The organism is Niveispirillum sp. SYP-B3756 (assembly GCF_009495745.1).
Classification (GTDB): Bacteria; Pseudomonadota; Alphaproteobacteria; order Azospirillales; family Azospirillaceae; genus Niveispirillum.
This window is the reverse complement of the sequence record NZ_WIDQ01000002.1, coordinates 584,137-600,883: the sequence shown is the minus strand read 5'-3', so window position 1 is coordinate 600,883 and position 16,747 is coordinate 584,137. Positions and strand designations below refer to the sequence as shown.

Sequence of the window (16,747 nt, the reverse complement as noted above, 5' to 3'; positions counted from 1 at the left end):
CATTTACGCCGCCGATACAGCACATGGCATACCAATCGCAAAGAAGGTCCGGGGGCGCCGATACGGACGAAACGGAGATTTGCCATGGGCTCGCTTTCCCTGACGCTGATGGGCTGGTTCATCACGCTGACCCTGTCCTCGCTTGCCGCAGCGGCCTTGTGGCGACCGCTGCTGGCGCTGCTGAGTGACCTTTGCGGTATTGAACAAAGGTCACGTTTCTGGGCCATCTGGTCGGTGACGATGGTGATTCTGGTGCCGCTGCTGGCGGTCTCAGCCGTCGATCTTACCGGCGATGCGGTGCGCGTCCTGCGCACTGTGGTCTTTTACGCCCTGGGCGGCATCATGGTGGCACTGCTGGGAATGGGCTATGCCATCTGGACGCGCACGCCGCGCGGCAATGACCTGCCGCTGCGGCGGGAGGTGATGTGATGCGCATTCTGATCATCGGTGCCGGCGGCTTTGTCGGCCGGCACCTGCTGGCCCGGCTGATGGAGGGGGAGGATACGGTCATCGTCGCCGGCCGCAATCCCGCCCGGCTGCAACGCCGGTTTCCTGAAACAGCCACGATGTCATGCGACCTGGCCCACGACAGGGCGGCCGATTGGCAAGCCCGGTTACACGGCATCGACGCCGTGATCAATCTGGCGGGCGTGATCCGCGATGGGGCCGGCCGTTTCGCTGCCGTGCATGATCAGGGGGCCAAAGCCCTGTTCAATGCCTGTCTGGCCGCTGGTGTCCGCCAAGTTATTCAGCTTTCAGCCCTGGGTGCCGACGAAACCGGGATCAGCCCCTATCACCGCAGCAAGAAGGCGGCCGACGATCATCTGGCCAGCCTGGACCCCACCGGCCAGCACATGAATTGGGCCATCCTGCGCCCGTCACTGATCATCGGGCGCGGCGGGGCCAGCACAGAGATGTTGCTGGCGCTGGCGGCCGCCCCCCTGCCCCTGCGTCTGGGCCCCGGTACCTGGCAGGTGCAACCGATCCATGTTGATGATGTTGTCGAGGTGATCATCCACCTGTTGCACCGCGCGGGGCCCTTCACCCGCCGGCTGGACCTTGCCGGACCGGTCGCGATGACGACGGATGGGGTTACCAGGGCCCTGCGCAACTGGTTGGGCCTTCGCCCGGCCCCCTTCCTGCCCCTGCCCCCCACCTTGCTGATGCTGGGGGCGGTGCTGGGCGACCGTTTCGGGCTGGGGCCGGCATCGCGGGACAGTCTGATCATGCTGAAAGCCGGCAATGTCGGCGATGACAGGCCGGTGCGTGAATTGCTGGGCCGCCCGGCACGCGCCTTGCCGGTGGCGCTGGCCCGGCATCCGGCGATGGCAGCGGACCGCTGGCGGGCGCGGCTGCTGCCACTGGCCCTGCCGCTGCGCCTGCTGCTGGCGGCACTCTGGATTTGGACGGGCATCGTCTCACTGGGGCTCTACCCGGTATCGGACAGCGACGCGCTGCTGGCACCGCTGGGGCTGACGGGTCTGTCGGCCGGCGTGGCTCTCTATACGGGCGCCTTGCTGGACCTGACACTGGGGCTGGCACTGCTCTGCCGCTGGCGGCCCGTTGCGGTGGGGGCCGCCCAGCTGGTGCTGATGGTTGGTTACACCGTCCTGATCAGCCTCTACCTGCCCGATTTGTGGTTGCACCCGTTCGGGGCGATCACAAAAAATCTGGTCGTCGCCGGCGCCACGCTGGTCATGATGGCGATGGAGGCGGAAAATGGATGACTATGTCCTGTTGAAATATGTCCATATTCTCAGCTCCACCTTATTGTTCGGCACCGGCCTGGGCACCGCTTTCCATGGCTGGATGGCCAACCGATCCGGCAACTTGTCAGCTGCCGCCGTGGTGAACCGCAATGTCGTCCGAGCCGACTGGCTGTTCACCACACCGGCCGTCATCGTGCAGCCGATAACGGGCGTCTGGCTGGCCCGTCTCGCAGGATACCCAATGGATAGCGGCTGGCTGTTGGTGGCCGTCCTGCTCTATCTGCTGGTGGGGGGCTGCTGGCTGCCTGTGGTCTGGCTGCAAATCCAGATGCGGCGCATGGCTGAGGCAGCGCTGGCCACCGGCACCGGCCTGCCGCCGCTCTATCATCGCTATGCCGCCCTTTGGTTTACCCTGGGATGGCCCGCCTTTATCGGCGTGCTCGCCATTTTCTATCTGATGATCGCCAAGCCGGAGGTCTGAGCCATGGCCATGCACGAGACGCCGCTTTTCCGCCGCCTGCTGGGCCCGGCCATGGACCTGCTGCCAGACGCTGTCCGTCGCGTGCATGACGGCAGCGGCCGCCTGGAACTGTCAGGCCTGGCCCAGGTCGATGTGATGCCGGGTCTGCTGCCCGGGCTGATCTGCACCCTGACGGGATTGCCCAGGTCTGGGCGCAACGTGCCGGTCACCGTGATTTTCGACCGCACGCCCACCGCCGAACAGTGGCAGCGCCGCTTCGGCAACCGCCACTATGCCAGCCGCCTGACGGCCGGCACGGGGGCGGAAAAGGGCCTGCTGATCGAGCAGATGGGAATGATCACCAACCTGTTTCAGCTCGAAGTGACGGCCGAGGCGCTGCACCTGACCTTGGTGGGCTGTCGCTTTCTGGGCATCCCCATGCCCGGCTGGCTGGCGCCGCGTTGTGCGGCGACAGAGCGGCAGGAGGATGCGGGTTTTGCTTTCGATATTCCAATCACCCTGCCCTGGCTGGGGCGCATCATTCATTACCGTGGACGGCTTGTGGCCCCGTGAAACTGACCCGGACGATGCCTCGACATTGTGGTGATCGGGCGCCACAGACGATTTTTCTTCCAAACCATATCGGGGAGAAATAGGATGGATTTGAAATAAGGCATGGCCATTTCCCCAAGGGATCAAGGTGTCGTAAAGGCCCGGCCAGCCAAACAAGCGCTGAACGGGAGTACGGGTCATGGAACTGCTTGCGGGAGCACCTCCCGACGGGGGATCGGTGCGCCGGCTGTTGGCGCAGCCGGCGCATGAATTATTTCGCTTCACTGAAACCGATCAGGTACGCAAGGCGGTCGGGCAGGTCTTCAAGCCGCATGATCTGCGCCCTGCCCAGGGTGGTGCCACCGTCGAAGCCGGCATGTACCATCTCGCGCGTGGTCAACTTTCCTTAAGCCTGCTGGAATATGGCGGGGATGTGGAAATCGATCCCGGCCGGCTGGAACATTTCTATCTGATCCAGATCCCGTTGCAGGGCGAAGCCACCATCCAATGCGGGGGGCACCGGTTTGTGTCCCATGCCGGGCTGGCCTCCTTCGTCTCCCCCAACATGCCCTTGCGGATGCGCTGGGGCGCCAGCAGCCCGCAGGTGATCCTGCGGATCGAAGCGCAGGATATCTTGAACCATTGCCGCCAGCTGCTGGGCTGCGAGCCGGCTTCCATGCCGGAATTTGCCCCAGCGCTTGATTTCACCACCGCTGGCGGTGCCGGTGTGCGACAGGTGATCGGGCTGTTGATCCAGGCCCTGGCCGATGACCAGCATCCGCTGCATCACCCGATGGCGCTGCGTTCCTTCAAATCAACCCTGTTCAACAGCCTGTTGTTCGGGGTGCCTAGCACGTTCAGCAGCGCCCTGGCGGGCGGATCGGCGGCACCTGTCTCCCCCTATTATGTGCGCCGGGCGGAGGAATTCATCCGCGCCAACCTGGCCCAGCCGCTCAGCATTGAAACCATCGCCGAACAGGCGGGGATATCGGTGCGCACACTGCACGCCGGCTTCCAGACCTATCGCAACACCACGCCGCTGAATTATCTGCGCGACCTGCGGCTGGCCCGCGCGCGGGAGGATCTGTTGCAGGGCAAGGATGCGGTGACAGAGGTGGCGCTACGCTGGGGTTTCAGCCATCTGGGCCGCTTCGCTCAGGATTATAAGCGCCGCTTCGGGGAATCCCCCTCCATCACGCGGGAACGGGGGTCGCCGATCTCCTCCCCCTCGCGGCGGCGCAGCGCGGTCTCAGAGGGCAGTTCGCCAAACGCCTCCTTATAGGCATTGGCGAAACGGCCGAAATGGTTGAAGCCCCAGGAAAGCGCGATGGACGCCACGGTGCGACCAGAGCGCGGGCTGTCCAAAATCATCTGCCGTGCCGCCTCCAGCCGGCGGCGCTTCAGATAGGCCAGCGGCGTGCAGCCGCGCCAGGTGTGGAACGCATCGTACAGCTTCTGGCGGGAAACGCCGGCCACCACCTCGATATCCGCCAGATCGATATCATCCTGTAAATGCTGGTTGAGATAGCGTTCCACCCGCCAGACGAAATCTGGACAGTCAGAGGCCAGGGCCGGGTCCAGGGCGGGCGACAGGTTGTTGGGCTGGGCCAGCAACAGCCCTTTGATCAGCATCATCTCCAGATCGGCCGCCATGGCCGGCATCTGGCACAGGGCGGCCAGATGCCCCCAGCCCTCCAGTGTCTGGCGCACCATCTGCCACCAAGCTGTCACTACCGGACGGCCCAGATCCATCATGGGATCAAAACGGATTGGCTGGGTGACCGGGCGGCTCAACAGGTTTTCCGCCACGCGATGCAATGCCTTGCGCGGGATGATCACCTGTAATTTCCGGCAGCCTTCGGCCATGTCCAGATTCTGGTCGCTGTCGGGACCGACGATCAACCCCCGGCGCACATCGGACAGATGGTTTTCGCCGGTACAATGCAACGACTGCCGCCCCACCAGCGGCAGGCTGAGGCTGAAGGATTCGAAATGCTCCCCCCGCCGAACGCCTATGGTGACATCCGTGCCATAACGGATGCGGCCGATCACTGTGCCCAGATCGGGAAAGCGCACCGCCTCGTGCCGGAACTCCAGCAACCCGCCCTGACGGGCGGCAAGATCATGCGGACCGCAGATCCGGCTCATCCATTGCCGGGCTGGTTCGATCTGGTGATGGGCGATGGCCAGTTCCGTCGTCTTCATGGTCGTCACTCCACACCAGGAATTAATAATACCAATCTGCCTCGATCGTGACCGACCAAGGCAGATTTCATGTTCCCTCAGTGCAGGGCTGGCGGTCGCCAGCCTCCAATCTGCCAAGGGGCAATCCCTTGGCAGATTAGTATAACACCGATTATGCCGCACCTGTCGGTCCCGGCTATCCAGATTGCGCAAGTATGACAGCTTTTACCTGCGGAATCCGGACAGGCGGAAAAAGCGGCCAGCATTTCGGGAAAAGCGGCTAGAGCGGCGGGGCCGGATACGGCGTCATGGGCCATCCCTTTTTTGGAAGGAAGGCCCGATGAACCCCCGCAGCGTACCGCAATGGCAGGAATATATCACCGGCTGCCTCGATTTCCGTCCGCAGGACGGCATATATCGGGTGGCGCGTGATATCTTCACCGAACCCGACCTGTTCGATCTCGAAATGGAACTGATCTTCGAGAAGAACTGGATTTACGCCTGTCACGAGAGCGAAATCGCCAACCCGCATGATTTCATCACCATGCGGGCCGGCCGCCAGCCGATGATCATCACCCGTGGCGCCGACGGGGCCCTGCACGCCCTGGTCAATGCCTGCCAGCATCGTGGCACCACGCTGACGCGGGTCTGCAAGGGCAAGCAATCTACCTTCGCCTGCCCCTTCCATGCCTGGACCTACCGGTCTGACGGGCGGTTGGTGAAGGTGAAGGCACCGGGCGAATATCCCGAGGATTTCGACAAGAATGCGCGCGGCCTGAAAAAGGCGCGCATCGCCAGCTATCGCGGTTTCGTCTTCATCAGCCTGGACACGACGGCCACCGACACGCTGGAAGACTATCTGGGCGATGCCCGCATCTTCCTGGACATGATGGTGGCGCAATCCCCCACCGGGGAGCTGGAAGTGCTGCCGGGCCGTTCCACCTACAGCTATGACGGCAACTGGAAATTACAGTGCGAGAACGGGCTGGACGGCTATCATGTCAGCACCGTGCATTATAATTACGTTGCCACGGTGCAGCACCGCCATCAGGTGAATGCCGCCAGCGGCGCTGTTACCGAAACGCTGGATTACAGCAAGCTGGGGGCCGGCGATGCCGCCACCGATGATGGCTGGTTCTCCTTCCATAATGGCCATTCGCTGCTGTTCAGCGACATGCCCAACCCCAGCGTCCGTCCCGGCTATGCCACGGTGATGCCGCGCCTGCTGGCCGACCATGGGCAGGCGCGGGCAGAATGGATGATGCACCGGCTGCGCAATCTGAACCTGTATCCCAGCCTGTTCTTCATGGATCAGATCAGTTCCCAGTTGCGCATCATCCGCCCGGTGGCCTGGAACAAGACGGAAATCATCAGCCAGTGTATCGGCGTCAAGGGCGAAAGCCCCAGCGACCGGGAAAACCGCATCCGCCAGTTTGAGGATTTCTTCAATGTCTCCGGCATGGGCACGCCGGACGATCTGGTGGAATTCCGCGAGGCGCAGCGCGGCTTCCAGGCCCGGCTGGAACGCTGGAACGATATTTCCCGTGGTGCTGGCCGCTGGGTCGAAGGCCCCAGCCGGCACAGCGAAACGCTGGGCATCCGCCCCACCCTGACGGGCCAGGAATTCACCCATGAAGGGCTTTACGTCAACCAGCACGCCAACTGGCAGCGCTTCATGCTGAACGGTCTGGCCAAGAAGCAGGAGCAGCAGGCATGACCCCCGAACTGCAATATCGCATCGAACAGTTCCTGTACCGTAAATCCGCCCTGTGCGACGCCCAGGACTGGGACGCCTATCTGGCGCTGTTCGACCCGGCGGCGGAATTCCATCTGCCGCAATGGGACAGCGAGCATGACTATACCCGTGACCCGCGCACGGGCATGTCACTGATTTATTACAGCAGCCGGGCCGGGCTGGAAGACCGCGTTTTCCGCATCCGCACCGGCAAATCCGCCGCCTGCACGCCCATGCCGCGCACCCTGCACCAGATCAGCAATGTCCGCATCGCCCCGCTGGCCGATGATCGGCTGGAGGTCAAGGCGAACTGGCACACGCTGTATCACCGTTTGGGCAACAGCGAGCAGTTCTATGGCCATGCAACCTATCATCTGCGGGCCGAGGGCGATGACTGGCGTATCCTGCGCAAGCATGTGCTGCTGCTGAACGACACCATCAATTCCGTCCTTGATTTCTACCATCTGTGATGGGGGGCAGCATGACACACAGGCTCGCCATCAATTTTGCCGACGGCAAGACCGTGTTCGCCAGCGCCCGGCCCGGGGAATTGCTGCTGGATGCCGCCATGCGACACGGCATTTCCCTGCCGGTGGATTGCCGGGAAGGCGTATGCGGCACCTGCCGGGGCCGCTGCGACAGTGGCACCTACGCCCTGGATTATGTGGATGAGGAAACGCTGAGCGAAGCCGATCTGGCCGCCCGCGCCGTGCTGGCCTGCCAGACGCGGGTGACGTCCGACGCGGCCTTCAGCTTCGACATCCCTTCCCGCCTGTGCCAGGTCGCCGCCGAAGCCCCGCGCCGGGCCGTGGTGACCGGGGTGGAGCGGGTATCGGCGGAAACCGTCATCCTGTCGGTGCAGGTGGCCGGGCCGCAGCTGGACTTTCTGCCCGGCCAATATGCCCGCCTCTCGGCAGCGGGCTGGACGCAGACGCGGGCCTATTCCTTCGCCAACCGGCCCAATGCGGAAAACCGGCTGCAGTTCCTGATCCGGCTGCTGCCGGGCGGGTTGATGGGACGGTTTCTGGCCGATGAATGCCGGCCGGGCGTGGAACTGTCCCTGGAAGCGCCCTTCGGCAGCTTCTTCCTGCGTCAGGTGGAACGTCCCCTGGTGCTGGCCGCCGGCGGTACGGGGCTGGCCGCGTTCCTGGGAATGCTGGAAGAGATGGCGGACAGCACCCAGCCCATGCCGCCCATCCGGCTTTATTACGGGGTCAACCGGGTGGATGATCTCTGCGCCGGCGATCGGCTGGAAGCGCTGAAGGAAAGGCTGGCTGATTTCGACTTCGTAACAGTCATCACCCAGCCGCCGGAAAATTATGCGGGGCTGAGTGGCTATGTCACCGATCATTTCGATCCCGGTTTCTTCGCCAACCGCGCCGCCGATATCTATGTCTGCGGTCCGCCGCCGATGGTGGACAGCGTGCGGGGCTGGCTGGACCGCCACGCCCACCCCGACCATAAGCTGTATTTCGAGAAATTCCTGGCCAGCGGGGTGGGCTGAACAAAAAATGCATTTCCCTGCGCTGCGCGGATAAAGGCTGCGCTGGGCGGATAGCCTGACAAGGCAGCTTCCCGCAAGCTGGACAAAATAAATTCAACAGGAGCAGGACATGGGTACGGGTCACTTCGTGGAAATTACCGGGGCGGATGGCACATTCACCGCCTATCTGGCCGTCGCGGCCGATGGGCGCGGCCCCGGCATCGTGCTGTGTCAGGAGATTTTCGGCGTCAATGCCGCCATGCGCACCCTGGCCGACCAGTTGGCCGAGGAAGGCTATACCGTGCTGGTGCCCGATCTTTACTGGCGCCAGCAGCCGGGCGTGGATCTGGGCTACACGCCGGCTGATTTCGACCGGGCCTTCACGCTCTATCAGGCCTTTGATGAACAGGCGGCCCTGCGCGATATCGCCGATACGGCCGCCCATCTGCGCGGCCTGCCCGGCTGGTCCGGCGATGGGCTGGGGGTGATCGGTTACTGCCTGGGGGGCAAGCTGGCCTATCTGGCCGCCTGCGACGTGCCGGGCGTGGATATCGCCATCGGCTATTACGGCGTCGGGATTGAAAAGGCGCTGGATCGGCTGGCCGGGCTGAAGGGCCGGCTGGTGCTGCATATCGCCGGCGAGGATGCCTATTGCCCGGCCCCAGCGCGCGCGGCAATCCAGGCCGCCGCCGCCGGCAATCCCAAGGTCGAAATCTTCGTCTATCCCGGCGTGGACCATGCCTTTGCCCGCCCCGCCGGCGATCATTACAACCGGGCCGCCGCCCTGCTGGCGCATGAACGCAGCATCACCGCCCTGCGCCCGGTCATCGGCCCGCATTACAACCTGTCCGCCCTGTGGGACGAACATGTGCGGCATGAGTTCGACACCCGCAACGTGCCCGATACCATGGCAACCATGGTGGCCGAACCCTATGTCAACCACATCCCCACCATGACGGGCGGCGTGGGGTACAAGCAGTTAAGCCGCTTCTACCGCCACCATTTCATCCATAACAATCCGGCCGACATGCGGCTGGAACCGATTTCCCGCACGGTTGGCGCCTCGCAGGTGGTGGATGAATTCATCCTCTGCTTCACCCATGATCGGGAGATTGACTGGCTGCTGCCCGGCGTGGCGCCGACCGGCAAATATGTGGAAATCCCCATGCTGGGGGTGGTGAAGTTCCGCGGTTCCAAGCTCTATCACGAACATATCTACTGGGATCAGGCCAGCGTGCTGGTGCAGATCGGCCTGCTGAACCCCGCCGGCCTGCCCGTAGCCGGGGCCGAGACGGCGCACAAGCTGCGCGATGAGAGCCTTCCTTCCAACAGTCTGATGCCAAGCTGGCCCACCAGCGCAGGCAAGCCGGTTGATTGATCAGGAGGATCAGGCCATGGAACTTACTTTCAAGGGCAAGACCGCCATTGTCAGCGGTGGTGCCACCCTGATCGGGGCCGCTGTCGTCAAGGCCCTGGCCGATGCCGGTGCCCAGGTCGCCATTTTTGATATCAACCCGGCCGGCGAAAGCATCGCCCGCGATATCGGCCCCCGCGTGCTGTTCATGCCGGTTGATCTGACCCAGGATGCCGCCATCGCCCAGGCGGTGGCGGCTGTGCGGGACCGGTTTGGCGGCGTCGATCTGCTGGTCAATCTTGCCTGCTCCTATCTGGATAACGGCTTTGCCTCCCCGCGGGCGGAATGGCTGACGGCACTGGATATCAACCTCGTCTCCCTGGTGGCGCTGACCCAGGCCGCCTATCCCGATCTGAAGGCGCGCAAGGGGGCGGTGGTGAATTTCACCTCCATCTCCTCCGGCGTGGCGCAGACGGGGCGCTGGCTCTATCCCGTCTCCAAGGCGGCAATCCTGCAATTGACCCGCAGCATGGCGATGGATTTCGCCCCCGACGGGGTGCGGGTCAATTCCGTCTCCCCCGGCTGGACATGGTCGCGGGTGATTTCGGAAGTCTCCGGCGGTGACCGGGCCAAGGCTGACCGCGTGGCCGCCGATTTCCACCTGCTGGGCCGTCTGGGCGATCCGGCAGAGGTGGCCAATGTCGTGCTGTTCCTGCTGTCGCCCGCCGCCAGCTTCGTGACCGGGGCGGATTACGCCGTCGATGGCGGCTATTCCGCCATGGGGCCGGAGGGCAACAAGCCCGCCATTCCGCGTCTGGCGGAATAATACACCTGTCCCTGATTGATCTGGCTTCAGGCGGCCCGCAATGCGGGCCGTCAACCCCCTCCCCTCGCCTTCTGCATCTTCCTTCATCAAGGAGTTACCCCCATGCGCCGTATCGCCATTGTCGGGGCCGGACAGGCCGGTCTGCTGATCGCCGCCGGCCTGTTGGCCCGCAATTACGACGTCACCCTGGTCACCAACCGCGCCGCCGAAGATATCCGCGCCGGGAATGTCACCTCCAGCCAGTGCATGTTCGATGCCTCGCTGGAGATCGAGCGGGAGTTGGGCCTGAATTTCTGGGAAGATACCTGCCCGCCGGTGGAAGGGATCGGCCTGAACGCCGTCAATCCGGAAGCGTTCGGCGAAATCCTGTTCGCCTGGGCGGCCCGGCTGGACAAGAAGGCGCAGTCGGTCGATCAGCGCCTGAAGATGCCCGTCTGGATTGATGAGATCGTGCGCCGGGGGGCGGAACTGCGCATCCAGGATGTCGGCATCGCCGAACTGGAGGTGCTCGCCGCCGAACATGATCTGGTGCTGCTGGCCGCCGGCAAGGGCGAGGTGGTGCGCCAGTTCAAGCGTGACGCTGCGCGCAGCAGCTTCGACCAGCCGATGCGGGCCCTGGCGCTGACCTATGTGACCGGCATGACGCCGATGCCGGACTATTCGCGGGTGAATTTCAACCTGATCCCCGGCATCGGTGAATATTTCGTCTTCCCGGCCCTGACCCTGTCCGGCCCCTGCGAAATCATGGTGTTCGAGGGCATTCCCGGCGGCCCGATGGATTGCTGGCAGGGCATCACCTCCCCCGAACAGCATCTGGAAACCAGCCTGGGCATTCTGGAGAAATATATCCCCTGGGAGGCGGAGCGCTGCCGCAACATCGCCCTGACCGACGCCAAGGGCATCCTGTCCGGCCGCTTCCCGCCCACGGTGCGCGAACCGGTGCTGACCCTGCCGTCCGGCCGGCTGGTCTTTGGCGTGGGTGATGCCGTGGTGGTGAATGACCCGATCACCGGCCAGGGGGCCAATAACGCCGCCAAGGCCGGCAAGGTCTATCTGGATGCCATTCTGGCGCGTGGGGCCAAGCCCTTCAATGCGGCCTGGATGAACGCCACGTTCGAGAATTTCTGGGCCTATGCCCAGCATGTGGTGAGCTGGACCAACAGCCTGCTGACCCCGCCGCCGCCGCATGTGCTGAAGCTGCTGGCCAGCGCCACCGGCGCGCCGGAACTGGCGTCGCTGATCAGCAATGGCTTTGATGATCCGCGCCGCTTCCATCCCTGGTGGTTCGACCCTGCCGCCAGCGAAGCCCTGCTGGGCCGCACCCTGCCGCGCGCCGCCTGATCGGGGGAGAGGAGCAATGTCCGCCAACCACTTGCAACCCGTGCCCGCCGATGACCGGCGGGCCCTGCGTTCCCTGCTGGGCCAGTTCGCCACCGGGGTCACCATCGTCACCACCCGCGCCGCCGACGGGCGCAAGGTGGGGCTGACGGCCAATTCCTTCACCTCCGTCTCGCTGGACCCGCCGCTGGTGCTCTGGTGTCTGGGCAACAACGCCCCCAGTATGCGGGACTTTCTGACGGCCGAGCATTTCGCCATCCATGTGCTGGCGGAGGAACAGAATAGCCTGTCACAGCATTTCGCCACCCCGTCCGCCGACAAGTTCGCCGGTGTGGCGCATGGGGAGACGACGGAAGGCGTGCCGGTGCTGCACGGCACCCTGGCCACCCTGCTTTGCCGCCAGCACGACAGGGTGGAAGCCGGCGACCATGTAATCTTCATCGGCCGGATCGAACGGTTCGATCTGGCCGGCGGGGCGCCCCTGCTGTTCCATGCCGGCCAATATCGCAGCAGCGCCCCGCACCCGGCCCGCGCGGCCTGACCCATCCCCTGCATCAAAATCGATACCCCCCGCACCCGCCCAGGGTGCGGGAACGGTCCCCCACATCCCAACGGCCCCGCAGAAGGGCCACCCACCTTCACCCCCAAATAAAGAAGGAAGCCAATATGATGGAACAGAGAGAGATTTCGCGTTTTGTCCCCACCGTCCGCCGCCTGCTGTGCGGTGGCAGCCTGCTGGCATTGTCGCTGGCCGGCCCCGCCATGGCCGGCGAAGGTGGTGGCAGCCATGACCCGACCGGGGCGGAGAGCTTTTTCGCCGGCTTCACCCCGCCGCAAGGTGGGGGCTATCTGGTCAGCCATCTGAACTGGTACAGCGCCAGCCGCCTGAATGACGGCAATGGTGACCGCAATCCGGCGGTGAAGAAATTTGATCTGGATGCCACGGCCTATATCGCGCGCTTTGGCTATATCTTCAATGATGTCAAAGTCCTGGGGGGCAATCTGGGCACCCAGGCCATCGTGCCGCTGGTGAACCTGAGCGTTTCCGTCAACGGGATGAAGGACAGCGATTTCGGCTTCGGCGACATCATGCTGGACCCGGTCTATCTCACCTGGCATCTGGGGGCGCTGAACATGGTGCTGGCCCCGGAACTGACGGTGCCCACCGGTTCTTACAAGCGCACAGCGCTGGCCAATGTCGGCCGCAACTATACCAGCCTCAGCGGCGTCTTCTCCGTCACCTATCTGGCCGGGCCGGTCGATCTGTCGATCAAGGCCCGCTATAATCACAATTACACCAACAAGGATGGCGCCTTCAGTGGCATCAACCCGACCGGGGCGGATTACCGTTCGGGTGACGAAATCGCCGCCGATTTTGCCATCGGCTATAATATCAGCCAGTCCTTTGAAATCGGCGCCCAGGGTTATTGGGTGAAGCAGATTGAGGATGATGAGATCAAGGGCAATGCTGCCGCCAACGCCATCCTGCAAACCGCCCTGGATGGCAATCGTGGACAGTTGTTCGCCTTTGGCCCCGGCGTGCGCTATGCCTGGAACGGTATCCAGTTCATCGGCGCCTGGCAGCATGAATTTGTGGCGGAGAATATGCCCCAAGGCGACCGCTTCTGGCTGAAGGCGGCCTTCTCCTTCTGATCTTCAGAAAAAGGGGGCATCGGCCAAGCCGATGCCCCCTTTTTCATCCTGCAAGAATACGCGTCAGCCCAGAAAATCCAGCAACGCTGCCGTAAAGCCCGCCGGTTGTTCGACGTTCGATAGATGGGCGGCCGCCAGCTCCACCAACCGGCCCTGGGGCAGATGGTCCCGCAGGAAACGCGCTTCGGCCATCGGCGTGGCCGGATCGTGGCTACCGCCGATGATCAGAGTGGGCAGATCGATCAAGGAAAGCAGGCGGCGCTGGTCCATATCGCGGATGGCCGCACAGCAACCGGCATAGCCCACCGGATCATTGGCCAGCAGCATGGAACGGATCGCCGCCAGCGCCGGCGATCCGGCCGCGATGAAGCCCGGCGTGAACCAGCGGGCCAGCGATGCCTCTGCCAGCGGCCCCATCCCGTCACGCAGCACGCTATCGATGCGTTTCTGCCAGTTCTCCGGCGGCCCCATAAAGGCCGCCGTGTTGGCAAGCACCAGCCGGCGGAACCTGTCCGGTGCCCGCCAGCCCAGCCATTGGCCAACCATGCCACCCTTGGACAGGCCGCAGAAATCGACCTTGTCCAGGCCCAGCGCGCCCAGCAGTTCCAGCACATCGCAGCCCAGCCGGTCCATGGAATAGGCACCCGGCGGTGCGGCAGAGGCACCATGACCCCGGCTGTCATAACGCAGCACCCGGAAGCGCTGGCACAGGGCCGGCATCTGTGCATCCCACATGCCAAGGTCCGTGCCCAACGAATTGGACAGCAGCAGCACCGGGGCCTCCGCTGGCCCATCAAAACGATAGGCCAGTCGGCAACCATCCCGCAGGATCAGAAATGAACGGTCCTGCATCATACCCGCTCCACCGCCAGGGACAGGCCCTGGCCCACCCCGACACACAGGGTCGCCAGACCGTAACGGCCGCCCTCGACCTCCAGCCGATGCACCAGCGTCTGCACCAGCCGGGCACCGGACATGCCCAGCGGGTGGCCCAGCGCGATGGCCCCGCCCATGGCATTGACCTGCGGCGCATCATCCGGCAGCCCCAGCCCGCGCAGCACCGCCAGCGACTGGGACGCAAAGGCTTCGTTCAGTTCGATGGCATCAAAGCGATCAATGGTCAGGCCCAGCCGGGCCAACAGCTTCTGTGTGGCCGGCACCGGGCCGATACCCATGACGCGCGGCGGCACGCCGGCGCTGGCCATGCCCAGGATGCGGGCGCGCGGGCGCAGCCCATGGGTCTTCACCCCCACCTCCCCCGCGATCAGCAGGGCGGCCGCCCCGTCATTGACGCCCGAGGCATTGCCCGCCGTCACCGTACCATCCGGCCGCACTACGGGTTTCAGCTTCGCCAGGGCCGCGGCGTCGGTTTCCGGCCGTGGATGTTCATCCCGGTCGATCACCAGTTCCCCCTTGCGGCCGGCGATGGTGACTTGGGTGATCTCCGCTGCGAAGAAGCCGGCAGCCTGGGCGGCGGCGGCCCGCTGCTGGCTGCGCAGCGCGAAGGCATCCTGATCCGCGCGGGAAATGGCGTGGTCCTGCGCCACATTCTCCCCCGTCTCCGGCATCGTGTCGACGCCATGGCTAGCCGCCATGGCCGGGTTGATGAAGCGCCAGCCGATGGTGGTGTCCTGGATGCTGGTGTTGCGGCTGAAGGCCGTTTCGGCCTTGGGCAGCACAAAGGGCGCCCGGCTCATGCTTTCCACCCCGCCGGCCACAATCAGGTCAGCATCGCCCGACCGGATGGCGCGGGCGGCATCGCCCACCGCCTGCAGGCCCGAGGCGCAGAGCCGGTTGACCGTGGTGCCGCCCACCGATACCGGCCAGCCCGCCAGCAGCGCCGCCATGCGGGCGACATTGCGGTTATCCTCGCCGGCCTGATTGGCGCAGCCCAGGATGACATCATCGATGGCGGCCGGATCGATCCCGGCCCGCGCCAGCAGTGCGCGCAACGAAATGGCCGCCAGATCATCGGCCCGCACACCGGAAAGCGCGCCGGCATAGCGGCCGATGGGGGTGCGCACAGCGTCGCAGATGAAGGCTTCACTCATGCTGTCAGCCTTTCGGTGAAGGGGGCGGCCGTCCTGGCCCGCACCGCGTCCAGTGTCACACCGGGGGCCAGTTCCAGCAGGGTCAGGCCGCCCTTTTCCTTGTCACAGGCGAAAACGCACAGGTCGGTGATGATCAGGTCCACCACCCCGGCGCCGGTCAGCGGCAGGGTGCAGCGTTCCAGCACCTTGGGTTCGTTGTTCTTGCTGACATGCTCCAGCACGGCCACCACGCGGCGCACACCGGACACCAGATCCATGGCCCCGCCCATGCCTTTCAGCATCTTGCCGGGAATGGTCCAGTTGGCGATATCGCCATTGGCCGAAACTTCCATGGCGCCCAGCACGGTCAGATCGACATGGCCGCCCCGGATCATGGCGAAACTGTCGGCACTGCTGAAAAAGCTGGACGTCGGCAATTGGGTGATGGTCTGCTTGCCGGCATTGATCAGGTCGGGATCGACCTGATCGGGATAGGGAAACGGCCCCATGCCCAACATGCCATTTTCCGATTGCAGCACCACATCGATGCCGGGCGGGATGTGGTTGGCCACCAGGGTCGGGATGCCGATCCCCAGATTGACGTAAAACCCATCCTGCAATTCACGAGCGGCACGGGCCGCCATCTCGTCACGGGTCCAGGGCATCAGGCTTCCTCCGGCCGGGGGCGGGTGGTCAGCTTTTCGATCCGCTTTTCATTGACGGTGGACAGCACGACCCGGTCGACATAGATGCCGGGCGTGTGCACATGGTCGGGGTCGATGGCGCCTGCCGGCACAATCTCCTCCACCTCCGCCACCGTCACCTTGCCTGCCGTGGCCATGACGGGATTGAAATTGCGCGCCGTCTTGCGGAAGACCAGATTGCCCTCCGGATCGGCCTTCCAGGCCTTGACGATGGCAAGATCGGCACGCAGCCAGGTCTCGCGCACGTAACGTCGCCCCTCAAAAACCTCCACCGGCTTGCCCTCGGCCACCACGGTGCCGACACCCGTGGGGGTATAAAAGGCAGGAATGCCGGCCCCGCCGGCCCGGATACGTTCGGCCAGCGTGCCCTGCGGGTTCAGTTCCAGTTGCAGCTCGCCCGACATATAGAGCTGCTCGAACAGCTTGTTCTCCCCCACATAGGAGGAGATCATCTTGGCGATCTGGCCATTATTCAGCAATTGCCAGAGGCCGAAACCATCCGCCCCGCAATTGTTGGAAATCACCGTCAGGTCGCGCACGCCGGCGGTGCGGATCACCGGGATCAGGCTTTCCGGATTGCCGGACAGGCCGAACCCGCCCGACATGATGGTCATGCCGTCAAACAGCACCCCGTCCAGCGCAGAGGCTGGCGAGGCATGGATCTTGCGGGACATTCCGCTCTCCTTCCCCGGCAGCCAGGGGGCTGCCGGGGCTGTGGC

The 16,747-nt window shown here is 64.3% G+C and carries 17 protein-coding genes and 1 pseudogene; 13 read left to right on the top strand and 5 right to left on the bottom strand.

Features of this window, described 5'->3' with window-relative positions; all coding sequences use genetic code 11:
* The first annotated feature begins 84 nt into the window (after positions 1-84).
* The 5 genes and pseudogenes from GE253_RS06565 to GE253_RS25780 all read left to right on the top strand — a co-directional run.
* On the top strand, positions 85-429 hold the full coding sequence (locus GE253_RS06565) for a hypothetical protein (protein WP_153203313.1): 345 nt from the start codon (positions 85-87) through the stop codon (positions 427-429).
* A complete protein-coding gene (locus GE253_RS06560) occupies positions 429-1,727 on the top strand; it encodes an SDR family oxidoreductase (protein ID WP_153203312.1) in 1,299 nt (432 codons plus the stop codon). The genes GE253_RS06565 and GE253_RS06560 overlap by 1 nt, the downstream gene beginning before the upstream one ends.
* Positions 1,720-2,190, top strand: a complete 471-nt coding sequence (locus GE253_RS06555) for a DUF2269 domain-containing protein (protein ID WP_153203311.1) — start codon at positions 1,720-1,722, stop codon at positions 2,188-2,190. The genes GE253_RS06560 and GE253_RS06555 overlap by 8 nt, the downstream gene beginning before the upstream one ends.
* A 3-nt stretch (positions 2,191-2,193) precedes the next feature.
* Entirely contained in the window at positions 2,194-2,742 is a 549-nt protein-coding gene (locus GE253_RS06550; RefSeq protein WP_153203310.1) for a DUF4166 domain-containing protein, read from the top strand.
* A 178-nt stretch (positions 2,743-2,920) separates the two neighbouring features.
* Positions 2,921-3,868: pseudogene (locus GE253_RS25780) on the top strand (AraC family transcriptional regulator); the annotation flags it as partial.
* A gap of 14 nt (positions 3,869-3,882) precedes the next feature.
* Here GE253_RS25780 and GE253_RS06540 read toward each other — a convergent pair.
* Positions 3,883-4,926 (bottom strand): AraC family transcriptional regulator, encoded by a 1,044-nt coding sequence (locus GE253_RS06540; protein WP_153203308.1) that lies wholly within the window; start codon positions 4,924-4,926, stop codon positions 3,883-3,885.
* A gap of 319 nt (positions 4,927-5,245) precedes the next feature.
* Between GE253_RS06540 and antA the strand changes: the two genes are divergently transcribed.
* The 8 genes from antA (at position 5,246) to GE253_RS06500 (ending at position 13,294) form a co-directional block, all read left to right on the top strand.
* Positions 5,246-6,622, top strand: coding sequence for an anthranilate 1,2-dioxygenase large subunit (gene antA, locus GE253_RS06535; RefSeq protein WP_153203307.1), 1,377 nt, complete (start codon positions 5,246-5,248; stop codon positions 6,620-6,622).
* Positions 6,619-7,110 (top strand): anthranilate 1,2-dioxygenase small subunit, encoded by a 492-nt coding sequence (gene antB, locus GE253_RS06530; RefSeq protein WP_153203306.1) that lies wholly within the window; start codon positions 6,619-6,621, stop codon positions 7,108-7,110. Before antA ends, antB begins: the two co-directional genes overlap by 4 nt.
* An 11-nt stretch (positions 7,111-7,121) precedes the next feature.
* Positions 7,122-8,144, top strand: a complete 1,023-nt coding sequence (gene antC, locus GE253_RS06525; protein ID WP_153203305.1) for an anthranilate 1,2-dioxygenase electron transfer component AntC — start codon at positions 7,122-7,124, stop codon at positions 8,142-8,144.
* 109 nt (positions 8,145-8,253) lie between these two features.
* The gene (locus GE253_RS06520; RefSeq protein ID WP_153203304.1) at positions 8,254-9,501 is read left to right on the top strand and encodes a dienelactone hydrolase family protein; all 1,248 of its coding nucleotides are present in this window, start codon (positions 8,254-8,256) and stop codon (positions 9,499-9,501) included.
* A 16-nt stretch (positions 9,502-9,517) separates the two neighbouring features.
* Complete coding sequence (locus GE253_RS06515; RefSeq protein ID WP_153203303.1) at positions 9,518-10,303, top strand: SDR family oxidoreductase; 786 nt, start codon at positions 9,518-9,520, stop codon at positions 10,301-10,303.
* Between the two features lie 102 nt (positions 10,304-10,405).
* The gene (locus GE253_RS06510) at positions 10,406-11,644 is read left to right on the top strand and encodes a styrene monooxygenase/indole monooxygenase family protein (protein WP_153203302.1); all 1,239 of its coding nucleotides are present in this window, start codon (positions 10,406-10,408) and stop codon (positions 11,642-11,644) included.
* Between the two features lie 16 nt (positions 11,645-11,660).
* The gene (locus tag GE253_RS06505; protein ID WP_153203301.1) at positions 11,661-12,182 is read left to right on the top strand and encodes a flavin reductase family protein; all 522 of its coding nucleotides are present in this window, start codon (positions 11,661-11,663) and stop codon (positions 12,180-12,182) included.
* A gap of 125 nt (positions 12,183-12,307) precedes the next feature.
* Positions 12,308-13,294, top strand: a complete 987-nt coding sequence (locus GE253_RS06500; RefSeq protein WP_153203300.1) for a transporter — start codon at positions 12,308-12,310, stop codon at positions 13,292-13,294.
* A 63-nt stretch (positions 13,295-13,357) separates the two neighbouring features.
* Here the strand turns inward: GE253_RS06500 and pcaD are convergent, their stop codons facing one another.
* Genes pcaD through GE253_RS06480 form a run of 4 tightly spaced genes read right to left on the bottom strand, consistent with a single transcriptional unit; the run spans position 13,358 to position 16,702 of the window.
* Positions 13,358-14,149, bottom strand: a complete 792-nt coding sequence (gene pcaD, locus GE253_RS06495; protein WP_211101364.1) for a 3-oxoadipate enol-lactonase — start codon at positions 14,147-14,149, stop codon at positions 13,358-13,360.
* The gene (gene pcaF, locus GE253_RS06490) at positions 14,146-15,345 is read right to left on the bottom strand and encodes a 3-oxoadipyl-CoA thiolase (RefSeq protein WP_153203299.1); all 1,200 of its coding nucleotides are present in this window, start codon (positions 15,343-15,345) and stop codon (positions 14,146-14,148) included. Before pcaF ends, pcaD begins: the two co-directional genes overlap by 4 nt.
* Positions 15,342-15,989: a 3-oxoacid CoA-transferase subunit B gene (locus GE253_RS06485; RefSeq protein WP_153203298.1), complete on the bottom strand. Its 648-nt coding sequence runs from the start codon at positions 15,987-15,989 to the stop codon at positions 15,342-15,344. Before GE253_RS06485 ends, pcaF begins: the two co-directional genes overlap by 4 nt.
* Complete coding sequence (locus GE253_RS06480; RefSeq protein WP_153203297.1) at positions 15,989-16,702, bottom strand: CoA transferase subunit A; 714 nt, start codon at positions 16,700-16,702, stop codon at positions 15,989-15,991. Before GE253_RS06480 ends, GE253_RS06485 begins: the two co-directional genes overlap by 1 nt.
* Between the last annotated feature and the right edge of the window lie 45 nt (positions 16,703-16,747).